The following is a 21,210-nucleotide window of genomic DNA, read 5'->3' on the forward strand; positions in this document are numbered from 1 at the left end:
CCTGCCACGGAACCGCCTTGACCGTGGCCGCCCCGGACCCGGAGAATTGCGAGATTAATTCTCATTTGCTGTTGCGCAGGATGCGGGCGGCAGCCCCCACGGCCCTCGATCCCGATGTTCAAGAACGTCCTGTTCCAACTGCACTGGCTGCTGGGCATCAGCGCGGGCGCCATCCTCGCCGTGATGGGCCTGAGCGGGGCGCTGCTGTCCTTCGAGGATGAGCTGCTGCGCGCGGCCAACCCGGGCTTTGCCGAGATTGCCGAGCACCATGAGGATGGCCAGCATCCGCTGCCCCTGAGCGAACTGGTACCCCTGCTGCAGGCCGGCAGCGAACGTCCGCTGCAGCGGCTGCGCGTGGATGCGACCGGGCAGCGCCCCTCGGTGGCGCGTTTCGCCGGTGGCAAGCAGCACTGGGTGTACTTCGATCCGTACAGCGGCGAGCGCTTCAGCGCGCTGCGCGGCCAGGCCTTCTTCGATTTCGTCGAAGAGCTGCATCGCCACCTGGTGGCCGGCGAACGCGGCAAGTGGATCACCGGCAGCTGTGCGATCGCCCTGCTGTTCTTCACCCTGTCCGGGCTGTACCTGCGCTGGCCCCGGCGCTGGTGGCACTGGCGCAGCTGGCTGGTGGTGGAGTGGTCACGGCGCGGCCGGGGGTTCCTGTGGAGCCTGCATTCGGTCATCGGCACCTGGGTGCTGCTGATCTACCTGATGAGCGCGCTGACCGGACTGTGGTGGTCCTTCGACTGGTACCGCAACGGGCTCAACCGGCTGCTGGGTGTCGCGCCGCCGGCAACGCACGCGGTCGCGGCCGATGCAGCGCTGGACCTGGCGCGCATCGAGGCCACGCTGTACGCGCTGCCCGGCGTACGCCAGGGCTTCATCGACCTGCGCCTGCCGGAGAAGCCCGGGCAGGCGCTGAATGTGCGGGTGATGTCCGGCGACCCTGCGCTGCGCGGCGGCCATCACGATCGCGCGCACGACCTGCTGCAGCTCGATCCCGGCACCGGCGCGATCCTCGATGCACGCCCCTATGATCGCCAGGGTGCGGGGGGCCAGCTCGCCACCAGCATGTTCGCCCTGCACTCGGGCAGCTTCTTCGGCATGCCCGGCCGTATCGTGGTGATGCTCAGCAGCCTGGGCATGAGCCTGTTCTTCATCACCGGCTGGCTGTTGTATCTGGACCGCCGGCGCAGCCAGCGTGCAGCACGCGCGCTGCGCCAGACCGTTCCGGCGGCAGCCGCCGATGCCGCTGCCGGCTGGCTGGTGGTGCACGCCAGCCAGAGCGGCCTGGCAGAACAGCTGGCCTGGCGCGCCGCCGCTCAGCTGCAGGCGGCAGGCCATCCGGTGCAGGTGCTGCCCATGTCACAGGTGCCGGTCGGCCACCTGCAGGCGGCCACCCGCGCACTGTTCGTGCTCAGCACGTTCGGCGATGGCGAGCCGCCGGACAGCGCGCGCCGCAGCGCGCGACAGTGGCTGTCACAGACACCGGACCTTGCGCGCCTGCGTTACGGGCTGCTGGCACTGGGCGATCATCAGTACCCACGGTTCTGCGGCTTCGGCATGCAGATCGATACGTGGCTGGCCCGTTCGGGCGCGCAGCCGCTGTTCGCACGCATCGATGTCGATGCGGCCTCGGTGCCGGCATTGCGCCAGTGGCAGCTGCGGCTGGGTGAGCTGACCGGCATCGACACCGATGACAGTGTGCTGCCGGCAGCCACGGTGATGCATGACTGGCGCCTGCTCGGCCGCACCCTGCTCAATGGCGGCAGCATCGGCGGTGACATCTGGCTGATCCGCCTGGCAGCGCCCGCTGGGGTCAGCTGGCAGGCCGGCGACATCCTGCATATCGCACCGCGCCATGCACCGCAGCATGTGGCCGCGGTACTGCGCGCGCATGGCCTGGATCCGCTGCAGCCGGTGCTGCTCGACGGTGGCACGCGGACCCTGGCGGAGCTGGCCGCCGAGCGTGCCCTGCCCGATCCGGGCAACGCGCTGCCGGTGCAGGATGCCTGCCTGTGGCTGTCGGGCCTGCCGGCACTGCCTGGCCGTGAGTACTCCATCGCGTCGTGCGCTGCCGACGGCCAGGTGGAACTGATCGTGCGCCTGGTCCACGACGCGGCGGGACGGCCGGGGCTGGGGTCCGGCTGGCTGGCGCTGCATGCGCCGCTGTCGGCGGCGATCAGCGCACGCGTGCACCGCAATCCGGGATTCCATCGACGGCCTGGCGCGCCGATGATCCTGATCGGCAACGGCACCGGCATCGCCGGCCTGCGCAGCCTGCTGCGCGAAGCGGCGCAGCACGGCGAGCACGGTCACTGGCTGCTGTTCGGCGAGCGCCAGCGCGCGCACGATTTCCTGTTCGCGGACGCGATCACCCACTGGCAGGCCGACGCGCATCTGCTGCGGGTCGACCTGGCGTTCTCGCGCGATGCGGAGGGGGGCGGCTATGTACAGCACCGGCTGCTGGCGGCGGTCGACGAGCTGCAGCGCTGGCTGGCGCGCGGCGCGGTGATCCACGTCTGTGGTTCGCTGCACGGCATGGCCGAGGGCGTGGACCGGGTGCTGCGCGATGCGCTGGGCGACGACGCGGTGGAAGCACTGCTGGACAGCGGACGCTACCGGCGCGACGTGTACTGACCCGGCCAGGGCCGGGCGCCACCCCATTGCCCTGCACCGGGCAGCGCCGGGCCCTGCCCGGCCTGCGTGATCACGCCGCGCGTGCCGCCTGCCGCGCCGGCTGCAGGCGGAACGCGGCCACGGCTTCGGCCAGCGCCTGCACCTGCGCCTGCATCTGCGTGGTCGATGCACCGGCCTCTTCCACCAGGCTGGCGTTGCGTTGCGTGCTGGCCTCCATCTGCACGATGGTCTGGTTCACCTGGGCGATGCCGGCGTGCTGTTCCTGCGACGCGCTGCGGATGCCGGCCAGCAACCCGGCCAGCTGCTGCACGCTGCCAACGATCTCGTCCATGGTGATGCCTGCCCGCTGCACCTGTGCGTTGCCCTGCCCGACCCGTGCCACCGAATCCTCGATCAGCCCCTTGATCTGCTTGGCCGCATCCGCGCTGCGCTGTGCCAGCAGCCGCACTTCCGCGGCGACCACCGCGAAGCTGCGGCCCTGCTCGCCGGCCCGTGCGGCTTCCACGGCGGCATTGAGGGCCAGGATGTTGGTCTGGAAGGCAATGCCGTCAATCAGCTGGATGATGTCGCCGATGCGCCTGGAGGCGGTACTGATGCCCTGCATCGTCGCCATCACCTCAGCGACCGCCGTGCCTCCGCGCTGGGCCACATCGGCCGCCTCGCGCACCAGGCCATCGGCGCGCCCGGCAGCGTCGGCGTTGCGGCCCACGGTGTCGGTCAGTTCATGCATCGATGCCGCGGTTTCCTCCAGCCCGGCGGCCTGCTGTTCGGTGCGCTGGGAAAGGTCATGGTGGCCGGCGACGATTTCACCCACGCCCACGTCCAGCCGCGCGGTCGCCTGCTGGATGCGGGTGACGATCCGGCCAAGCTGGGTGACCGTGCTGTTGGCGTCGTCGCGCATGCGCGCGAACACCCCCTGCTGGTCCCCTTCCATGCGCACGCTCAGGTCACCGCGTGCCAGTGCTGCCAGCAGCGCCTGCAGATCGCCCAGGTTGGTTTCAAACGTGGCCAGCAGGCGATTGATGCTGGTCGACAGCGTGCGCACGAAGCCCTGCTTGCCCTCCAGCGCGATGCGGCCGTGCAGCTCGCCATGCGCGGCGGCATCGACCAGCGCTGCCACCTCGGTTTCCAGCAGGGTTTCCAGCGCACGGCTGCGCCACTCCACCGCCACGCCGAGGAAATGACCGTCGTCGATGATGGCGTTGGCGATCAGCTGGTAGCGGGTACCCGCCTGGCTGATCTCGCGCTCCTCGCGCTGGCGGACGCCGATCAGCGCCGCCAGTGCCGGGTGCAGCCGCACCGCATCGGTACCGACCAAGGCATCACCCGGCAGGTCGAGCAGATGCAGCAGCGCCGGATTGGCATAGGCCACCTGGCCTTCGGCATCGACCACCATCAGCCCGGTCTGTGTGCTGTCCAGCGCCTGCCGTACCCGGGTGTTGCCGCGGGCGATGGCGCGCTCGCTGCCGATGCGCGTGCGCAGCCGCTGCTGCATGTCGATCAGGCGCTGTGCCAGCTGGCCGATTTCATCGTTGGCGTTGTGCACGCGCAGGGTGGTATCGAGCCGGTCATCGGCGATGTCGCTGGCAAACCGCAGGGTGTCCTGGATCGGCCGGCGCACGGCGCGCAGCACCAGCACCAGGCTGGTGATCAGCACACCCGCCACCAGCAGCAGGGTCGCCACGAACAGCACGCCGGCGGCCCGCGCCCCCGCCTGCTGGCGCAGCTGTGCCTGCTCCAGTGCCAGCGCCTGCGCCTGCTGGAACGCGCTCAGCGCCGGGCCGACGTTGGCTGCGGTATCCAGCAATGACTGTGCTTCGACATCCAGGCCGACGCGCGCGGCGGTATAGCCCAGCAGGGCCGCCTGGTAGGCCTCCATGTGGGTGCGCAGCTGCTCCTGCACGTCCGCCGGCAGACCGGCCAATGCCAGATCGAAGGGCAGCTTCTCTTCACTGGCACGATCGGCATGGGCCGAATCACCATCCAGCAGCAGCAGGGCTTCCTGCCGTCGCATCTTCTGCAGGTGCAGGGCGAGCACCGGGCGTTCCAGGCCATCCACCTGCGCCTGCAGCGCATCGGCGGCGTGCTGCAGCTGTGAGGCCAGCGCCGCATCACCGCGGCCCATTTCATCGACCCGCTCGAACAGCGCGGCGATGCCCTGCGAGAACGCATCCACCGCATCTGCCAAGGTCTGCAGGACCTTGCGCCGGCCCGCTTCCATCGGCAGCGCGCGCAGCGCCTGCAGGTCGTGCTGCAGGGCCTGTTGCGATGCCAGCAGCTGGCTGCGGTCGGCGTCGTCGAAACTGCGGGCATACTGGGTCTGCAGGCGCCGGGCCTCGGCCACGCGGGCCGCCAGCGCGGCGACCCGGTCACTGCCCTGCTGGTAGCGGGCCTGGTCGCGGGCCGCCTGGGCGCTGGCATGGCTGGTCCAGGCGTGGACCGCGGCAATGGCCACCAGGCCCAGGCCACATACCAGCAGGGTAGCCTTGAGCTTGTCGGCCACGCTGAGCCGGTGCGGCAGCAGCCAGCGCAACAGGCCGGGGGAAGCAACGCGCAGCCCGGCAAGGCGGGCGCGCAGGGACCGAAGGTGGGGGACGACGGCCGACATGACAGACTCCAGGCGGAAGGACGCACCTCTATCGGCCGTCTGCCGATGAACTTTAGGCCGGATCTGCGATCGACCGCCGGCCCCTGGCGGACGCCCCTGTTGTACCGGCACCAGGCGACCGCGCGATGACACCGGCGGGCCGGGCTTGACCTCAACCCCGGTTGCGGTAGCACAGTGGAGCCCCCCGCCTGCGATACCGGCCATGCCCATCGATGTTCCGCGCTACCTGCAGCGCCTGCAGCTGGATGCGCCGCCAGCGCCCACGCTGGACGGCCTGCGCCGGCTGCAGCAGCGCCACAACGCCGTGCTGCCGTTCGAGACACTCACCTGCCTGCTCCGCGATGCGGTGCCGATCGACCTGGACAGCGTCCAGCACAAACTGCTGCACGCGCAGCGTGGCGGCTACTGCTTCGAACTCAACGGCGCCTTCCTGGCGCTGCTCAGGGCGCTGGGCTTCGATGCACAGCCACTCAGCGCACGGGTACTGCTGTCGGCCGGCGACGGCGAGCTGACCGCGCGCACCCACCTGCTGGTGCGCGTGCAGCTGGACGGCGAGGACTGGCTGGTCGACACCGGCTTCGGCAGCCTGACCCCGACCGTGCCACTGCGGCTGCTGCACAGCGCACCGCAGGACACACCGCATGAACGCTACCGCGTGCAGCAGCTGGACGGCGGTGACTTCGTGCTGGCGGCAGACGGCGGCGAGGGGTGGCGGCCGCTGTACCGTTTCGACCTGCAGCCGCCTGCGCCGATCGACAACGAGGTCGGCAACTGGTACGTGTGCACGCATCCGCAGTCGGGCTTTCCCGGCCAGCTGCGCGCGTCACTGACCGGCCCTGCGTGGCGACGCACCATCGGCAGCGGCCGCTACACCGAATACCGGCCGGGCCAGGCAGCAATCCGCCGCCCGCTGCGCGATGTACAGGACGTGCGCGAGGTGCTGCAGCAGCAGTTCGGCATCCGCTTGCCGGACGACGCCCGCCTGGATCCGGCCATCGACGACTGGCTGCAGCGCTCGCGCACCGCGTAGCGCCGCCCCCACGCTCGGCGGCCCTGGCGCGGCCGGGGGCGCCGGCCCTGGCGCGGCACTACCGGTTCGCCAGGGCCTGCAGGGCGATGCGGTTGCCTTCGCTGTCACGGATCTCGGCCACGCGCCATTGGCCGGCCAGCGCCGGGCCGAAACGCAGCACCGCGCCGGCCTTCAGCGCGCGGTCCAGGCTGGCGTCAAGGTCATCCACAGCGAAGTAGACGCGCGCGCCCTGCTCGCTGGGCCGATAGTCGGCGCCGCTGACCAGCGCCACGCTGGCGCCGGCGGCAGCATCGGCAAACGGCAGGTAGGCCATCGTGCAGGCATGCAGCACGATGGGTTCGTCGACCTCCAACCGCAACCAGCGCTGGTAGAACGCGATGGCGCGGGCGAGATCGATGACCGGAATTTCAACGTGCAGGATGGGATTCATGATGCCTCGGAATTTACGGCGCAACCGCTGCCGGGTGGAACCCGTCTGCTGCCAGCGCCCTGTCCATTCCTGCCTCTGCTCCCCTTCACGGAGTCACATGAAAGCACACGGGCGGTGGCATGCTGAAGCCCCCACCCGCAGCGCAGGCCCGCGATGTCCCTGGCCGATCATCGAAATGCACTGGCACCGCAGGGATTCCTGCGCGTGGCGATCAATCTTGGCAACCCGGTACTGGCACAGGGCGATGCCCACTCGCCGCGTGGTCCGTCGGTGGAGCTGGCCGTCGCGCTGGCGCAGCGGCTGGGCGTGCAGGCGCGCTTCACCTGCCACGATGGCGCTGCGTCGGTGGTGGCCGCTGCGGCCAGCGATGCCTGGGATCTGGCATTCCTGGCGATCGATCCGGCGCGCGCCGAGCGCATTGCCTTCAGCGCGCCCTACGTTGAAATCGAAGGAACCTATCTGGTGCGCGAAGACAGCCCGGCGCGATCGGTTGCCGATCTGGACCAGCCCGGCCTGCGCATCGCCGTCGGACGCGGCGCGGCCTACGACCTGTTCCTGAGCCGGGAACTGCGCCAGGCCAGCATCGAACGCGCGCCGACCTCGGCCGCCGCCATCGCACTGTTCGACCAGCAGCGGCTGGACGCGGCGGCCGGCGTACGCCAGCCGCTGCTGGCCTGGGCGCAGGCGCATCGCGGCCACCGTGTGCTGGCTGACCGCTTCACCGCGATCCAGCAGGCGGTGGCGGCACCCGCCTCGCGCCCGGATGAGGCATTGCGGGCACTGTTCGCCGAGGTGGACGCGATCAAGGCCGGCCCGCTGCTGCGCGACGCCCTTGCCCGTGCCGGGCAGGCGGTCACGCTGCTGCGTTGACCGCCCGCCACCGATCGGGCGCGACGCGTGCCGGCACCTGCCGTGCGGACTACTGGAACAGGTACTTCAGGCCGATCTGCGCACGCCGGCCGTAGTACTCCACCTGCAGCGGACGCTGCGGGCTGCCCTGGTAGTACTTCAGCGGCTCATCGGTGAGATTGCTCAGCTCGGCGAACACCGTCCAGCGATCGAAGGTGTAGGACGCGCTGAAGTCGACCGACGTGTTGGCGCCATACCAGGCGTCGGTCACGCTGCTGCCGCCGTGCGATTCGATGTAGGCGCCCTTGTGATTGGTCGCCAGCCGGGCGGCGAACGCGCCATCGTCGTAATACAGCGTGACGTTGTACAGGCGGTCGGCCTGCCCGGTGATCGGCACGCTGCCGCTGCGTCCCGGGATGTGCATGCGCGAGTCCATCACGGTCAGGTTGGCGTTGATGCCGAAGTTGCTCCACAGGCCCGGCAGGAAATCGAAGCGGCGTACGAAAGCGAACTCGGCGCCCCACAGCTTGGCGTCGTCGCCGTTCTCGGGCCGGTAGAAGGTGACGTTGGCATTGCCGTTGAAGCTGCCGGTGCTGCTGCTCTGGAATACGGGATTGCTGATGTTCTTGTAGAACACGCCGCCGGACAGCAGGCCCAGCGGACCGGCATACCACTCGGCCATCAGGTCCAGGTTGTCCGAATAGGTCGGGTCCAGATTGGCATTGCCGGAGGTGAAGGTGCCATCGGCTTCCATGAACGAGCCACCCGGGTTGATGTCACCGAAGTTCGGGCGGGCGAAACTGCGGGTCAGGCCCAGCCGCAGGTTGAGATCGCTGCGTGGCGAGAAGCGCACGTTGAGCTGCGGCAACACCGAGGTGTAGCGCTTGCGGCCCAGGTTGGGCACCAGCGCGCTGCTGCCATCGGCATCGCGCTCCAGCACCAGCCCGCGCACATCGGTGGCGGTCCGCTCCAGGCGCACACCGCCGACCACGTCCCAGCGTTCGTCCGGCGTCCAGGTGGCCATCGCATAGGCCGCGTACTGCTTCTCGGCCACGTCGAAGTTGCGGCCCAGCGCCGCGCCGTTGGCCACCAGCGCCGAATCGCCGGGCACCAGCACCAGGTGCTGCCTGTTCTGCCGGTACCACTCGGCCAGTGCCTGCATCGGCACCACCTGCGAGAAATCACCTGCATAGTCGCGGCCGTTGCCGATGTCATAGCCACTGCGGCCGGGCTGGTCCATCAACGGGAAGTCGGCCAGGGTCGGCACCGGGCCACCGGTGGCGGTGTTCCAGGCATAGAACTCGTCGGAGAACCGCGCGCGGCGCTGCTTGTCACGGTACTTGGCGCCGGTCTTCCAGGTCAGCGTGTCGCTGGCATCGAAGCTGAAGTCCAGTTGCGCAACCGCCTTGTCCTTCTCGTTGACCGCCACCCGGTACAGCTCCACCGCGCTCAGCGACATCTTCCGCGGGTCCATCGAGAAGCCGGGCGGCAGATGGGTCTCCGGGGTATCGGCGGCGACACTGCCACCATCGACGATGTTGTACGAATTGCGCCCTGCGCCGCGGTCCTGCAGGCCCTGGTAACCCACCCTGCCCTGGTTGAACTGGACCACGAAGTAGGCGTTGTCGGCGCAGGTGGGAATGCAGCCGTAGCGGAAGTCGTTCTCGGCGCTGGCCAGCTTCCAGTCCACCTGGCCGCGACCGAAGGTGTGCTGGCCTCCCAGTTCGAAGGTCTTGAACTCGGTGATCAGCTGGTTGTGGATGTTCTGCAGTTCGACGCGGTCCTTGTCGAACCGGTAGCGGTGCTTGTAGTGGGTCTCATCGTCGCTCAGCTCGCCGTACTGGCCACGTGCATACAGACGGTGGCCGTCGGCCGGCAGGAATTCGATGCCACCGTTGACGCCGCGGGTGGTGCGCTCGCCCGTGTAGTCACGCAGTTCCAGCCGGTAGGTGCCGAGGCTGTCGGCACTGCGGCGCGGCTCGAAGTTGTCGGTCGCCCACGGGCGCTTCCAGTAGGTGCCGTTGACCAGGAAGCCGAAGCGGCCATCGGCACTGCGGTCGCCGTACAGCACGTTGGCACTGGTACCGGTGTCGACTGCCTTGTCGTTGTAGTTGCCGGCCACGCTGGCAGCGAAGGTACGGCGCGTCGGTGCCGTGCGGGTGACGAAGTTGACCTGGCCGCCGATGGCATCGCCCTCGCGGTCCGGCGTCAGCGTCTTGCTGACTTCGATGCGCTCGATCAGCTCGGTCGGGAAGAAATCGAATGCGGTGGCACGGCTGGTGGTTTCCTCCTCGGCGGTCGGCAGGCGGTCGCCGTTGAGGGTGGTCGAGTTCCACTGTGCGGGCAGGCCACGCACGGCGACGAAACGGCCTTCGCCCTGGTCGCGTTCGATCGACACCCCGGGTACCCGCTGCACGGCTTCGGCCGCGTTGTGGTCGGGCAGCTTGCCGATGCCATCGGCGCTGACCACGTTCATCAGGTGGCTGGCTTCGCGCTGTGCATCCAGCGCCTGTTTCTCGCCGCTGACGATGCTGCCGACCACGGTCACGGTATCCAGATCGACGGCAGAGGGCGTGGGTGCGGTATCGGTCGCGACCGGGGACGCGGCCTGGGCGGCCAGCGGGGCATGCAGCAGGGCGAGCAGGCCCAGGGTGAGCGGATGGCGCGTAGGCAGAGTGGACATGGCGATGGCGGCGGCAAGGGAAAGTGGACCGCTCCAGCGGGAGCGGCGATGGCGGCCACTTTCGACCCGCGCGGTGAAGCGCCGGCGGCATCCACTAGGCAGGTCGGGGCAGCTGTCTAGGTATTCGCGCGATCGCGGTCACTGGGCCAGCAGGCGGCGGCCGCCCACCCAGACCTCGGCCACATAGTCCGGCGTGGCGCCACACACCCGCAGCAGGTCGGCGCGCAGGCCCTCGCCGATGCGGCCGCGATCGTGCAGGCCCAGCGCCCGTGCCGGCGCATGGCTGACCGTGGCCACCGCGCGTGGCAGGCCCCAGCCCAGGCGGGTGCACAGCACGCCCAGCGCCGGCAGCAGGCTGGCCGGCACATAGTCGGAGGAGAGCACGTCGAGGCAGCCGGCGCGGGCCAGATCCAGCGCGGCGACATTGCCGGAATGCGAGCCCCCCAGCACCAGGTTGGGCGCGCCGGCGACGATCGTCATGCCGGCCGTGCGTGCGACCGCCGCGGCCTCGAGCGTGGTCGGGAACTCGCAGATGCGCGCGCCGCAGGCCACGGCTTCGTCGACGTCGGCCGCCACCGTGTCATCGTGGCTGGCCAGGCACAGGCCGCGCTCGCGCACCCAGCGCAGCACCTGCTCCAGGTGCGCCGGGCGGTGGCGCGCCTGCTGCTCGCGCCGCGCCTGCAGCAGCTCGTCCAGCCAATCGCGGTTGGCAGCAGGCGCCAGCCCGTAGTAGGCCGCATAGCGCCGCAGATCACGGAACTGGCGCTGTCCCGGCGTGTGATCGGTCAACGACAGCAGGCGCACCGCCGGGTCATCCAGCAGCGGCTCCAGCAACGGCAACAGGCCGGGATAGGGCAGTTCGGCGCGCAGGTGCAGGTAGTGATTGCTGCGCAGCCCGCCCTGTTGGCGCGCCCCGGCCAGCGCCGCATGCGCCGCCTGCAGCGTGCGCACGCGCACGCTGTCGGCTTCCACGTCGCCCACCGACAGGGCATCGCAGGCGGTGGTGATGCCCGCCGCCAGCAGCTGGGCATCGTGCGCCTGTACCGCCGCAGCCGCGGGGAACGCAACGCCGGGACGTGGCACCAGATGTTTCTCCAGATTGTCGGTATGCAGTTCGACAAACCCCGGCAGCAACCAGTCGCCGCCGCAGTCCTCCGCGCGCGGCAGGCCCACCCGGCCCTGGCCCACGGCGCGGATGCGTGGCCCGTGCAGCACCACGTGGCCCTGCACGACCTCGTCGGCCAGCACCAGCTTCAGGTTGTCGAGAATGCGTTCGCCCATCGATTCCGCCGTCCGTGTCATGCCGTTGCAACCGCAACGCGTTGATATGCCAGCACGTGCAGTGCACCTGTCTAGTCCAGCAGCCGCAGATGGAGGTTTGATGACGATGACCGATCCGGCGCCGACGCCGCGCGATTCGGCGCTGCCGCTGTGGCAGCAGATCGAACAGGCGCTGCTGCGGCAGATCCGCGAACGCCAGCTGGTGGAAGGCGACCAGCTGCCCTCGGCGCAGGTGCTGGCCAAGCGCTTCGCCGTCAACCGCCACACCGTGCGGCGCGCGATCGAGGCGCTGGAGGACCGCGGCTACGTGCGCACCGAGACCGGCCGCGGCAGCTTCGTGCAGGAGCATCCGTACCATTACCCGATCAGCCGCCGCACGCGCTTCGGCCGGGCCATGCATGACCTGAGCGTGGAAAGCCACTACACCCTGCTCGACGCCCGCGTGCAGGTGCCGAGCCGGCAGGTGGCGCGTGCGCTGGGCCTGGTTGCAGGCGAGCGCGTGCACCGGGTGGTGTACTCCAGCCAGGTGGAAGGCCGCACGGTGGACCACAGCGAAGCCTATTTCCCGGCCACCCGCTTCCCGGGCCTGGGCGAGGTGTTCGCGCGCACGCCGTCGGTGACCCGCACCCTCGCTGCGTTCGGGGTGACCGACTACCTGCGCCGGCACACCACGGTGATGGCACGGCTGCCGGATGCCGAGGTCGCGCGCGTGCTCGGGCAGTCGACGCGGCGGCCGGTGCTGTGCGTGCATTCGCTGAATGTCGATCCGCAGGGCCTGCCGGTGCAGTTCGGCATCACCTGCTTTGCCGGTGACTGGGTACAGCTGATGGTCAGCAGCGATCCCTAGCGGGCACGCAGCGGGCATTGCACCCGCCGCGTGCCGGCCCTCAGGCCGCGCGGCGCAGCGCCGTGTAGCGACCGTCCACCAGTTCTTCGGCCAGGCCGAAACTGAGCGTCATGCCCAGCCCGCCACCGCCGATGGCGTTGACGATGGTCACGCCCGGCGCCGGCTCGGCGACGAACTCGCTGCTGCCGTCCAGCAGCTTGGGGTAGATTCCGTGCCAGGTCTGCGCGATGCGTGCGTCGGGCACCTGCATGAAGCGGGACAGGTAATCGAGCACCTTCTGGTTGATGGCGTGCTCGTCGAACGGGTCATGGGTATGTGCATAGGCATGCGAATCGCCGATGGTGACTTCACCCAGGCCGTTCTGCGCCGCCATCACGTGGATGCCGAGCTCGATCAGGTCGGCGTGCTCGGCCTGGTAGCGTGCCTGCAGCGGGGCGACGTCGGCGGCCTCACGGAAGCCGGCGTAGTGCACCAGTGACAGGCCACCGCACAGGGCAGCACCCAGCCGGAACCCGGAGGGCTGCGCGGCCAGGCGCAGCATCTGCAGCTTGCAGCGGGTCAGCGGCGCGGCCGCGTACAGTTCCGGATACAGCTGCTCGAACTCCGGGCCGCTGCACACGAACACCTGGTCGGCCTCGAACAGGCGGCTGCCCGACCACGCGCGTCCCGTTTCCACGGCCGTCACCGGCGTGCGCCAATGGAACTGCACACCGTGGCACTCGCGCAGGACATCCGGCAATGCACGGATGGCCTGGCGCGGATCGACCACCAGCTCATCGGCATTGAACAGCGCGCCGCGCAGCTCGCGCGCGACCAGCGCCGGCGACATCGCCAGTGCGGCGTCACGGTCCAGCAGGTGGCAGGGGCGCAACTGCGCGTTGGCCGCCGCGTACTGCTGCAGCACGGCCCATTCGTCGTCGGCATGGGCGACGTGCAGCGAGCCGCTGGGGTCGTGCCAGAGGCCGGCAACGTCGATCAGTTCCTGCCAGACCTGCCGCGAGCGCAGCGCACGCTCGTACAGCGGACCATTGGGCACGCCGATCGGCCAGACCATGCCGAAGTTGCGGATGGAGGCGCCGACAGCGCGCTCATGGCGCTCCAGCACGGTGACCTTGCAGCCACGTACGGCCAGCGCGCGGGCCACGGCCAGGCCGACGATGCCGGCACCGACCACGAGGGCGGTTGGGTTGTTCATGGGGGATGGACTCAGACGGAGGCAAGTGCCGGCACGCGGGCCAGGCGCAGCGCCTTGTGGTGGAAGTACAGCAGGGACAACAGCAGGCAGGCACCGCCCAGCAGCGACAGGTGGATGACCGCACTGGAGAAGAAGCGCACCCAGGACAGCTGCAGGCCGGAGAACTCATGGCCGAGCAGGACCAGCACACTGCCGAGATAGCCGAACGCATCGGCCAGGTACATGACGAAGCCGACATTGCCGGCCACCCGGAACGTGGCGATCAGGCGTTCGAAGAACACGCAGTTGAAGGGCACGTAGGCCAGGTACAGGCCGAAACCCACCAGGCCCAGCCACGCCAGCGGATGCAGCATGCCTTCGCGGAACGCCAGCGTGCTCAGCCCGGCGGTGGCCAGGCCGATGAACATCAGCGCGTGCAGGGCGATCAGGCCGTTGAGGTTGTTGCGGAACCAGGTCAGGCCGGCGGTCAGCGCCAGCACCGCGAACGCCACCGGCGTTTCGATGGCGGCGAACACGCCGGCGCTGCCGCCATAACCCAGCTCGCGGAACAGTTCGGCCTCGAAGCTGTCGCGGAAATCGCGGACCACGGTCAGGCACACGTAGCACAGGATCATCAGCGCCAGACCTGGCAGGAAGCGGCGCACGAACGCACGACGCTGCGCGCGGTCCATCGGCAGGCGCGGCGATCGCTCGCGCAGATCGGCGGCATCCGGCGCAGGAAGGCGTTCCAGCATGCGCACCGACACCAGAAGCAGCGGCAGGAACAGCAGGCCGCACAGGAACGGCATCCAGAACTCGCTCACGCCCTGCAGCAGCAGCCACTTGCCGACCGACTTCACCACGCCGGAGGCCATGATGAAACTGGACGCGAGGATCGCGCCCATCGCCTCGGTGGTGCGCCGTCCTTCCAGGTAGCTGAACACCAGGCCCCAGACCATGCCCAGCGGCAGGCCGTTGAGGAACAGGAACGGGATGTTCCAGGGCGCCGGCACCAGCGCGAAGCCAAGCAGGGCCAGCCAGGAGATGCCGATCAGGCCGAGCAGCAGGCTGGCGCGGCGCTCGGCGCGCAGTTCGCCGATCACCCGCACGCCGATGAATTTGCTGCACATGTAGCCCAGCACCTGCGCCACCACCAGCCAGACCTTGTAGTCGGCACCGAACAGGTGCTGGCCATCGAAGGACGCGGCAGCGAACGGCTTGCGGAAGGCATACATGCACGCATAGGTGGACAACGCGGCACTGCCGGCGAACACGGTCAGCGCCCACGGGTGCCCCTGCAGGCGTGTCCGCAGCGGGGCCCGGCTCATGCAGCGGCGACCGTGCCGGCGCGTGCCAGGCCGAGCAGCGCCGGCAGGCGATCCAGGTGGTCGATGATGTGGTCCGGGCCATGCGGCAGCAGTTCGGCGCGGGTGAACGCGCCGGTGGTGACGGCCACGTTCAGGCCGACGCCGGCGTTGCGGCCTTCGTTGATGTCGACCTCGGTGTCGCCCACCTTCACCACACTGGCCGGATCATCCACGCCGGTGCGCTGCATCAGCGCCTGGATCATGTACGGGGCCGGGCGCCCGGCGGGCACCTCGTCGCTGGCCACCAGCGCGTCGATGCGGTGCTGCCAGCCGAGCCGTTCGATGATCACCTCGGCAATGTCACGCGAGAAGCCGGTATCCAGGCCGATGCGGATGTCGTGCGCGCGCAGCGTTTCAAACAGGGCCTCGGCACCGGGCAACTGTGCGATGCCCGGCGCATGGCGGTAGCACGCGAGCATGCGCGCCACGAAGTCGGCGTGGATCGGCGCCACGCGCGGGTCTTCCTGCGCCGCTCCCAACAGGCGGGCAATCGCCTGCGGCTTGGGATAGCCCATCAACGGGCGCACATCCTCCACCTCGATGGGCTGGCCCGCGGCAGCCATCGCTTCAGCGAAGGCATGGGCGACCAGGCCCGGGTCGGCAACGGTGGTTCCAGCGATATCAAGAACGGCGAGGCGGTAGCGCATGGCGGTGGGCGGCGTTGAGCGGAGGTGCCCAGCATCGCCGCGGCCGGCCACGCCCTGATGACAGCGCCCGGACAGGCACGTGCACCTGTCTAGCCGGGCGCGCCCTGCGCCGCCGTGTGCCGCACGTGCTCGGCCGCCTGGGCGTGCAGCCAGTCGCGGAACGCAAGGAAGCCACGGTGCCGTGAAGAGCGCTGCGGATAGACCAGCCAGTGCGGCCACGCGGTCTTCAGGCGCTGCGTCGACAGGGCGACCAGCTGGCCTGAATCGAGCAGCAGGCGTGCCCGGGTCACCCGTCCCAGCGCGACGCCGACGCCATCCAGGGCCGCGCGATGGTGGGCCTCGGAGTCGTCCAGCACCGCCACGAACCGCGAAGGCGGTTGTTGTCCACTCAGCGCGAACCACGCGCCCCATGCGCCGTCCGGGTCGCCCAGCAACGGCCACTGCACCAGCGGCACGCGGTCGATGCCGCCCATCCGCTCGATCAGCGCGGGGCTGGCCATCGGCAGCAGCCATTCATCGAACAGCGGTTCCACCACCAGTCCCGGCCACTGCCCGGCGCCCAGCCGCAGCGCAGCATCGAACTGCAGCTGCCGATCGAAGTCGATCAGACGTTCGCTCGATTGCAGGTTGATCTCGATCTGCGGGTGCGCGGCCACGAAGTCGCCCAGCCGCGGCACCAGCCACGCACTGGCCATCGAGGGCACGGCACTGAGGGTGAGTACATGCTCGGGGCGCGCGGCGTACGGCTGGAACGCTTCGCTGATCGCATCCAGGTGCGGACCCACGCGGTCCAGCAGGCGCTGCCCTTCCAGGGTCAGGGCCACGCCGCGTGCCTGGCGGATCAGCAGCGGCTGGCCCAGGCGCTCCTCCAGCTGCCGCACCTGGTGGCTGAGCGCGCTGACCGTCACATTCATCAGGGCGGCGGCACGGGACAGATTGCCCAGCCGTGCGGCGGCAACGAATCCCTGCAGGGCATGCAGCGGTGGACGGGACATGAGGCTTGAATTCCTCTCAAGGCACGCTTGCGGAAATGTCGCTTTTTGCTCGCTCATGCTGCCCGTATCGTTCAATCCACTCAAGTGGAGCAACGATCATGAACATCTTCAGCGGACTGCTGTTCCTGCATGGCCACGTGGCCAGCGCCGAGCTGGCGCGGCAGCTGGCCAGCCCGTCTCCGGCCCCGCCGCGGTGCGCGCCGCAGCCGGCCGTGCCGGTCCAGCAACCGCGGCCCCGCTGAGCGCGGCTCAACCTGCATACCAGCGCTGGACATGGTCGGGCAGCCACGGCAACGGATCGATCTCCAGCGCCCGATAGCCATCGAGGGTGTCGCGCAGGGCAACCTCGCCGGGGCCACCGGGCATCCGCAGGCCTTCTTCCTGCGGCAGCTGCGCCGCCGCCCAGTCATGCAGCCGGTCCATGCGCAGCTGCAGCGCGGCCCGCAGCCATGGCTTCAGCGGGTAGCAGCGATAGCCCTGTTCGCCCAGGCCGTCGATCGCCACCGCCAGCGCCTGGTTGGCACCACGGACCCATTCGGTGCGCCCTCCGGCCTTGTCCTGCACCGTCATCGGTGCCGGTGCGCGGTGCGCCTTGAATGGCGCGCGCAGCTGCAGTTCCAGGTCACGCGCATCGCGCTCGCTTTCCGCCTCCACCAGTGCGCCCGCCTCCAGATCGAAGAACTCGAACCAGCGCCGGTGCAGTGCGCTGATGCGTCCGAGCGGATCACGGGAGAAGCCGATCTTCGCGTAGTCTTCCCACGCGCAGGGGAAGACGTAGGCGAAGACCCGACCATCGATGCGGATGTCCGATTGCATGGAGGCAGGCTGCCTCGGTGGCGGCCCCCGCGCAAGCGGGCGTCAGCGCGGGCGCTGCAGCGCGTCCTGCACCGCCGCGGCCACGTCGGTGTTGTCGATGTAGCTGCCGTCGTTCCAGCGCACATGCTGGCGGTAGCCCGCATCGACACCCCGCACGCGCTGGCCCAGCAACTGCGATCCCGCACCCTTGGCCCACAACGGCACCAGTGCATTGGAATGGTTGCCGGTGGGGCGGAAACTCATGCCCGGCATGCGCCCGCGGCCGTTGTTGCGGACCGGCTCGAAGGCGATGCGCTGTGCATCCGGGCCCATCGGCAGGCTGTTGTCGTGGTCGGTGGTGACGATCAGCAGGTTGCGTTCCCACCCGCCGTTGCGCTCGATCCAGTCGACCACCGCCGCCACCGCATCGTTGAACCCCACGGTCTCCTCGATCAGCCGGCCGTACTGCGGCTGGTCGCTGCATGGACCGTACTGCCATCCGGTAGCGCAGGCGCTGGTATGCGCGGCCCAGTCGGTGGCACCGCCCTCCACCATCAGGAACAGGCCGTGGGCCGAGCGCTGCTGCAGGAACCACAGCGCACCGCGGGTCATGGTCGCAAGGTCCGGCACGCTGTCGATCTTCCTCACACCGGAAGGCGTTGCCGCGTCCCTGCCCAGCACCTGCAGCTGGCGCGCCTGCTGCAGCGTGTTGGCCACGCGCGGCACGCCGATCAGCGGCCGGTCGGCGGGCAGCTGGCCCTGCGCCAGCGCGAGGAAGTCCTCCTTGCTGCGGATCAGGCGCCACGGTCCGGCCGGATTGCCACCGAGGGTGCCGCCCGCTTCCAGCTGCTGCCAGTCCTGCTGCGAGACCCACTGCCACGGATTCGCGCAGCCTTCGGCCGGCGCGGCATCCGTGCCCTGGCCACAGGCGCGTCCATCCACGCTGTAGCCAGGACCGCCGGTGCCCATCACCAGGTCCAGGTGGCCCTGCGCCAGCATCTGGTGCGCGATGGCGTGGTAGTCGTTGCGCGAGGCGTTCTGCGCCGCGAACGCAGCGGGCGTGGCGTGCGCGAACGGTACCGAGGTGACCACCCCGGTGGCCATGCCCAGGCGCTTGGCGCGCAGCGTGTTGAACTCGACCGGCTGGCCATCGTTGTTGACGTTGATGGCGTTGTTGTAGGTCTTGATGCCCGAGGACAATGCGGTGCCCGCTGCAGCGCTGTCGGTCGCCACCGCGGCCAGATACTGGTAGCCGGCGAACGGCAGGTCCGGCGCCGGCACCGGCTCGCTGTCCCAGGCCCTGGCCGGGTCGTAGCCCAGGGTCTGTGCGTTGTCGCGGGTCGGCTGGCTGCTGGCGTTCAACGGGAAGGTGGTCACCGCCAGGCGCTGCGGGAAGGCCGCGTACGGCGCCCCTTCGCGGCTGCCGTACTGCCAGTACGCGGCGGCATCCCAGGTCCCCCACCCGGCACCGTCGTTGATCATCACGATCACGTTGTGCGGGCGCGCGTCGCCGGAAGCGACGGCGTCGCCGCGCAGGTTCGGCTGGCACCCGGCCAGCGCGGCCAGTGCGAGCAGCAACGGGCAATGGAGCCAGCGGCGTGGCATGCGTGCAGTCATCGGTGATCCCCCCGGGCCAGTGGCGCCCGCGATAAAGATACGTTATATCATTGCATTATTGCAGATTGATGCAGCCGCCGCGGACTATCCTGCTGGCCTCCTCCGCCTTCGCCGTCTCCATGCTGTCTCCTGCCCCTGCACGCGCGCCGCTGTCCTCGATCACCCTCGACGCCGCAACCTTCGCGGTGATCCACCAGCACAACGCGGACATCGCGCGGCAGCCGGCCTCGCTGACCAAGCTGATGACCGCGTATGCGGCTTACGAATGCCTCAAGGACAACGCAGGCGCGTGGGACGAGGCGGTCACCATTGCCGCCGACGATGTGCACGCGGTGGCCGATGATGAAACGCGCATGGGTCTGGTGCCCGGCGAAACGGTCCGCCTGGCCCGCCTGCTGGAAGGCTTGATGATCGTCTCCGGCAATGATGCCGCGCTGGCGATCGCGCGCCACCTGGACGGATCACAGGCGGCGTTCCTGGAGCGCATGAACCGGCATGCGCGCCAGCTCGGCCTGCACAGCAGCGGCTTCACCAGCGTGTCCGGCATCACCACCGCGGACCATGCCTCCAGCGCGCGCGACATGGCGCTGCTTGCTGCCCGCCTGCTGGATGACCATCCGCAGATACTGGCGATCACCGCGCAGCGCGCGTTCGTGCATGGCAGCTTCAGCCGCAGCAACCAGAACGCCCTGCTCGGCGATGACGGCGTGGATGGCTTGAAGACCGGCTACACCCAGGCCGCAGGCTTCTGCCTGGCGGCCACCGCGTGCCAGCCGGTGCAGGGACGTGCGCATCCGGTGCGGCTGATCACCGTGGTGCTGGGCGCGGACAGCCGCGACGCACGCGATGCCTGGGTACGCGGACAGCTGGCCGCCGGTTTCGCCGCACTGGCCGACAGCACCGCCGATGCCTGAAGGGCTCAGCGTCGCTTGACCGTCGCCACGATCAACCGTTGCAGCTCGGCTTCGGCGCCGGCCTTGTCGAGTGCGCCCGCGGCCACGGCTTCGGACAGGGCTTCGGCCGCACCGAGAATCGCCCAGCGGCCCGCCAGCGGCACGATGCCGTCGGCCGCGAACGGGCCCAGCCAGACGCCACAGTTGTCGATGAAATCCTGCTGGTAGCGCCGCCGTACCTCATGCAGTTCCGGCGCGCCGACCAGCGCGGCAAGGATGCCCTGCACGTCGCTGCCCTGGCTGAGGATGCAGTCGATGTAGCCGGAGGCGATGGCCGCCGCACGATCGGCCAGCTGCGCCCTGGCGCGCCCGATGCGCTCGTTGAAGACCTCCGTCTGGCGGCCGTCGTAGTCTTCGTAGAGCGCAGCCAGCAGCCCGTTGCGGGTCACGAAGTGATCGTAGGCGACCGGCTTGGTCACGCCCGCGGCCTCGGCCAGCCGTCCCAGCGTCAGCGCGTCGGTGCCTTCGGCCCCGACCAGCGCCCAGGCCACGTCCAGCAACTGGCGGGCGCGTTGCTCGCGGGTCAGCCGGCGGCGCGTGGGAGCAGCGTTGTCAGGCATCGGCAGGGTACGGCGGTCAGTGCATCGAAGTGCCGATTCTACGGCCGATGTTCCCGGCCGACTGCAGATGCGCTTCGGCCGCACCGGAATCGGCATCCAGCAGCAGGTCCGACGACAGCACGCGCGCGCCGCAGTAGTCGAAGATGCCCATGTCGATCTGGGTCTTCATTGCTGCGCCATAGCCGCGCCGTTCGATCATGTCCGCGCCCGCTCCGCCGATCCCGACCAGGTGCACGCGCAACCGCTGCAGTTTTTTCTGCACCTTGCCGTCGGTACCGTCCTGGTAGGCCCAGCCCTGGGTGAACACCCGATCGATCCATCCCTTCAGCAGCGCGGGGAACGACCACCAGTACAGCGGGTAGACCAGCACCAGCGTGTCGGCGGCATCCAGCCGCGCCTGCTCGGCGGCGACGTCGGCCGGCGCCGCGGCGGTGCCCCGGAACAGCGCCTGGTCCTGCCGGTTGAAGCGGGGATCGAAGCCCTCAGCCACCAGGTCGGCGTGGGCCACGGTATGGGTGGCATCCGTTGCGATGATGGCATCGCCGATGCACCTGGCGATGGCATGGGTGAGCGAGCCGGGTTCGGGATGGGTGGTGACGATGAGGGTGTGCATGGGTGTGCCTCCAGGAATCATTACCTACCAATGGTAAGTATGGATTCCGGCGGCACCAGCGCCATCGGTAGGACGCTGTTTTTGTGTTCGCCGTATAGTGCGCCCGGTCCCGTGGAGAGCTTCG

The 21,210-nt window shown here is 69.6% G+C and carries 18 protein-coding genes; 6 read left to right on the forward strand and 12 right to left on the reverse strand.

Annotated elements, in window-relative coordinates; translation table 11 throughout:
• Positions 1–114: 114 nt before the first annotated feature.
• Complete coding sequence (locus Q5Z10_RS19155) at positions 115–2,637, forward strand: PepSY domain-containing protein (protein ID WP_303636934.1); 2,523 nt, start codon at positions 115–117, stop codon at positions 2,635–2,637.
• 70 nt (positions 2,638–2,707) lie between these two features.
• Here Q5Z10_RS19155 and Q5Z10_RS19160 read toward each other — a convergent pair whose 3' ends face one another.
• The gene (locus Q5Z10_RS19160; protein WP_303636935.1) at positions 2,708–5,245 is read right to left on the reverse strand and encodes a methyl-accepting chemotaxis protein; all 2,538 of its coding nucleotides are present in this window, start codon (positions 5,243–5,245) and stop codon (positions 2,708–2,710) included.
• A 202-nt stretch (positions 5,246–5,447) separates the two neighbouring features.
• On the opposite strand from Q5Z10_RS19160, the gene Q5Z10_RS19165 reads away from it, so the two are divergent.
• Entirely contained in the window at positions 5,448–6,275 is an 828-nt protein-coding gene (locus tag Q5Z10_RS19165) for an arylamine N-acetyltransferase family protein (protein WP_303636936.1), read from the forward strand.
• A 58-nt stretch (positions 6,276–6,333) separates the two neighbouring features.
• Here the strand turns inward: Q5Z10_RS19165 and Q5Z10_RS19170 are convergent, their stop codons facing one another.
• The gene (locus Q5Z10_RS19170; protein WP_303636937.1) at positions 6,334–6,705 is read right to left on the reverse strand and encodes a VOC family protein; all 372 of its coding nucleotides are present in this window, start codon (positions 6,703–6,705) and stop codon (positions 6,334–6,336) included.
• A gap of 153 nt (positions 6,706–6,858) precedes the next feature.
• Between Q5Z10_RS19170 and Q5Z10_RS19175 the strand changes: the two genes are divergently transcribed.
• Entirely contained in the window at positions 6,859–7,575 is a 717-nt protein-coding gene (locus Q5Z10_RS19175) for a transporter substrate-binding domain-containing protein (RefSeq protein ID WP_303636938.1), read from the forward strand.
• 49 nt (positions 7,576–7,624) lie between these two features.
• On the opposite strand, the gene Q5Z10_RS19180 is transcribed toward Q5Z10_RS19175, so the two are convergent.
• Both Q5Z10_RS19180 and Q5Z10_RS19185 read right to left on the reverse strand, forming a co-directional pair.
• Positions 7,625–10,237 (reverse strand): TonB-dependent receptor, encoded by a 2,613-nt coding sequence (locus tag Q5Z10_RS19180; protein WP_303636939.1) that lies wholly within the window; start codon positions 10,235–10,237, stop codon positions 7,625–7,627.
• A gap of 138 nt (positions 10,238–10,375) precedes the next feature.
• Positions 10,376–11,539: an alpha-D-ribose 1-methylphosphonate 5-triphosphate diphosphatase gene (locus Q5Z10_RS19185; protein ID WP_303636940.1), complete on the reverse strand. Its 1,164-nt coding sequence runs from the start codon at positions 11,537–11,539 to the stop codon at positions 10,376–10,378.
• Positions 11,540–11,618: 79 nt separating this feature from the next.
• On the opposite strand from Q5Z10_RS19185, the gene phnF reads away from it, so the two are divergent.
• Positions 11,619–12,365: a phosphonate metabolism transcriptional regulator PhnF gene (phnF, locus tag Q5Z10_RS19190; protein ID WP_303636941.1), complete on the forward strand. Its 747-nt coding sequence runs from the start codon at positions 11,619–11,621 to the stop codon at positions 12,363–12,365.
• A gap of 40 nt (positions 12,366–12,405) precedes the next feature.
• On the opposite strand, the gene Q5Z10_RS19195 is transcribed toward phnF, so the two are convergent.
• The 4 genes from Q5Z10_RS19195 to Q5Z10_RS19210 form a co-directional block, all read right to left on the reverse strand.
• Entirely contained in the window at positions 12,406–13,560 is a 1,155-nt protein-coding gene (locus Q5Z10_RS19195; protein WP_303636942.1) for a TIGR03364 family FAD-dependent oxidoreductase, read from the reverse strand.
• Between the two features lie 11 nt (positions 13,561–13,571).
• A complete protein-coding gene (locus tag Q5Z10_RS19200) occupies positions 13,572–14,867 on the reverse strand; it encodes a DUF5690 family protein (protein ID WP_303636943.1) in 1,296 nt (431 codons plus the stop codon).
• Positions 14,864–15,553, reverse strand: coding sequence for an HAD family hydrolase (locus tag Q5Z10_RS19205; RefSeq protein ID WP_303636944.1), 690 nt, complete (start codon positions 15,551–15,553; stop codon positions 14,864–14,866). Before Q5Z10_RS19205 ends, Q5Z10_RS19200 begins: the two co-directional genes overlap by 4 nt.
• An 89-nt stretch (positions 15,554–15,642) precedes the next feature.
• Positions 15,643–16,548: a LysR substrate-binding domain-containing protein gene (locus Q5Z10_RS19210; protein WP_303636945.1), complete on the reverse strand. Its 906-nt coding sequence runs from the start codon at positions 16,546–16,548 to the stop codon at positions 15,643–15,645.
• Positions 16,549–16,646: 98 nt separating this feature from the next.
• On the opposite strand from Q5Z10_RS19210, the gene Q5Z10_RS19215 reads away from it, so the two are divergent.
• Positions 16,647–16,790 carry a hypothetical protein gene (locus Q5Z10_RS19215; protein WP_303636946.1) on the forward strand — a complete coding sequence of 48 codons (144 nt, stop codon included), beginning with the start codon at positions 16,647–16,649 and terminating at the stop codon, positions 16,788–16,790.
• 7 nt (positions 16,791–16,797) lie between these two features.
• On the opposite strand, the gene Q5Z10_RS19220 is transcribed toward Q5Z10_RS19215, so the two are convergent.
• A complete protein-coding gene (locus Q5Z10_RS19220; RefSeq protein WP_303636947.1) occupies positions 16,798–17,364 on the reverse strand; it encodes a GIY-YIG nuclease family protein in 567 nt (188 codons plus the stop codon).
• A gap of 42 nt (positions 17,365–17,406) precedes the next feature.
• On the reverse strand, positions 17,407–18,960 hold the full coding sequence (locus Q5Z10_RS19225) for an alkaline phosphatase (protein ID WP_303636948.1): 1,554 nt from the start codon (positions 18,958–18,960) through the stop codon (positions 17,407–17,409).
• A 119-nt stretch (positions 18,961–19,079) separates the two neighbouring features.
• Here Q5Z10_RS19225 and Q5Z10_RS19230 point away from each other — a divergent pair, with 119 nt between their 5' ends.
• The gene (locus Q5Z10_RS19230) at positions 19,080–19,874 is read left to right on the forward strand and encodes a D-alanyl-D-alanine carboxypeptidase family protein (protein WP_303636949.1); all 795 of its coding nucleotides are present in this window, start codon (positions 19,080–19,082) and stop codon (positions 19,872–19,874) included.
• Between the two features lie 5 nt (positions 19,875–19,879).
• Here Q5Z10_RS19230 and Q5Z10_RS19235 read toward each other — a convergent pair whose 3' ends face one another.
• The gene (locus tag Q5Z10_RS19235; RefSeq protein WP_303636950.1) at positions 19,880–20,473 is read right to left on the reverse strand and encodes a TetR/AcrR family transcriptional regulator; all 594 of its coding nucleotides are present in this window, start codon (positions 20,471–20,473) and stop codon (positions 19,880–19,882) included.
• A gap of 16 nt (positions 20,474–20,489) precedes the next feature.
• A complete protein-coding gene (locus tag Q5Z10_RS19240; protein ID WP_303636951.1) occupies positions 20,490–21,086 on the reverse strand; it encodes an NAD(P)H-dependent oxidoreductase in 597 nt (198 codons plus the stop codon).
• Between the last annotated feature and the right edge of the window lie 124 nt (positions 21,087–21,210).

Source organism: Stenotrophomonas sp. 704A1 (assembly GCF_030549525.1).
Lineage (GTDB): Bacteria > Pseudomonadota > Gammaproteobacteria > Xanthomonadales > Xanthomonadaceae > Stenotrophomonas > Stenotrophomonas tuberculopleuritidis.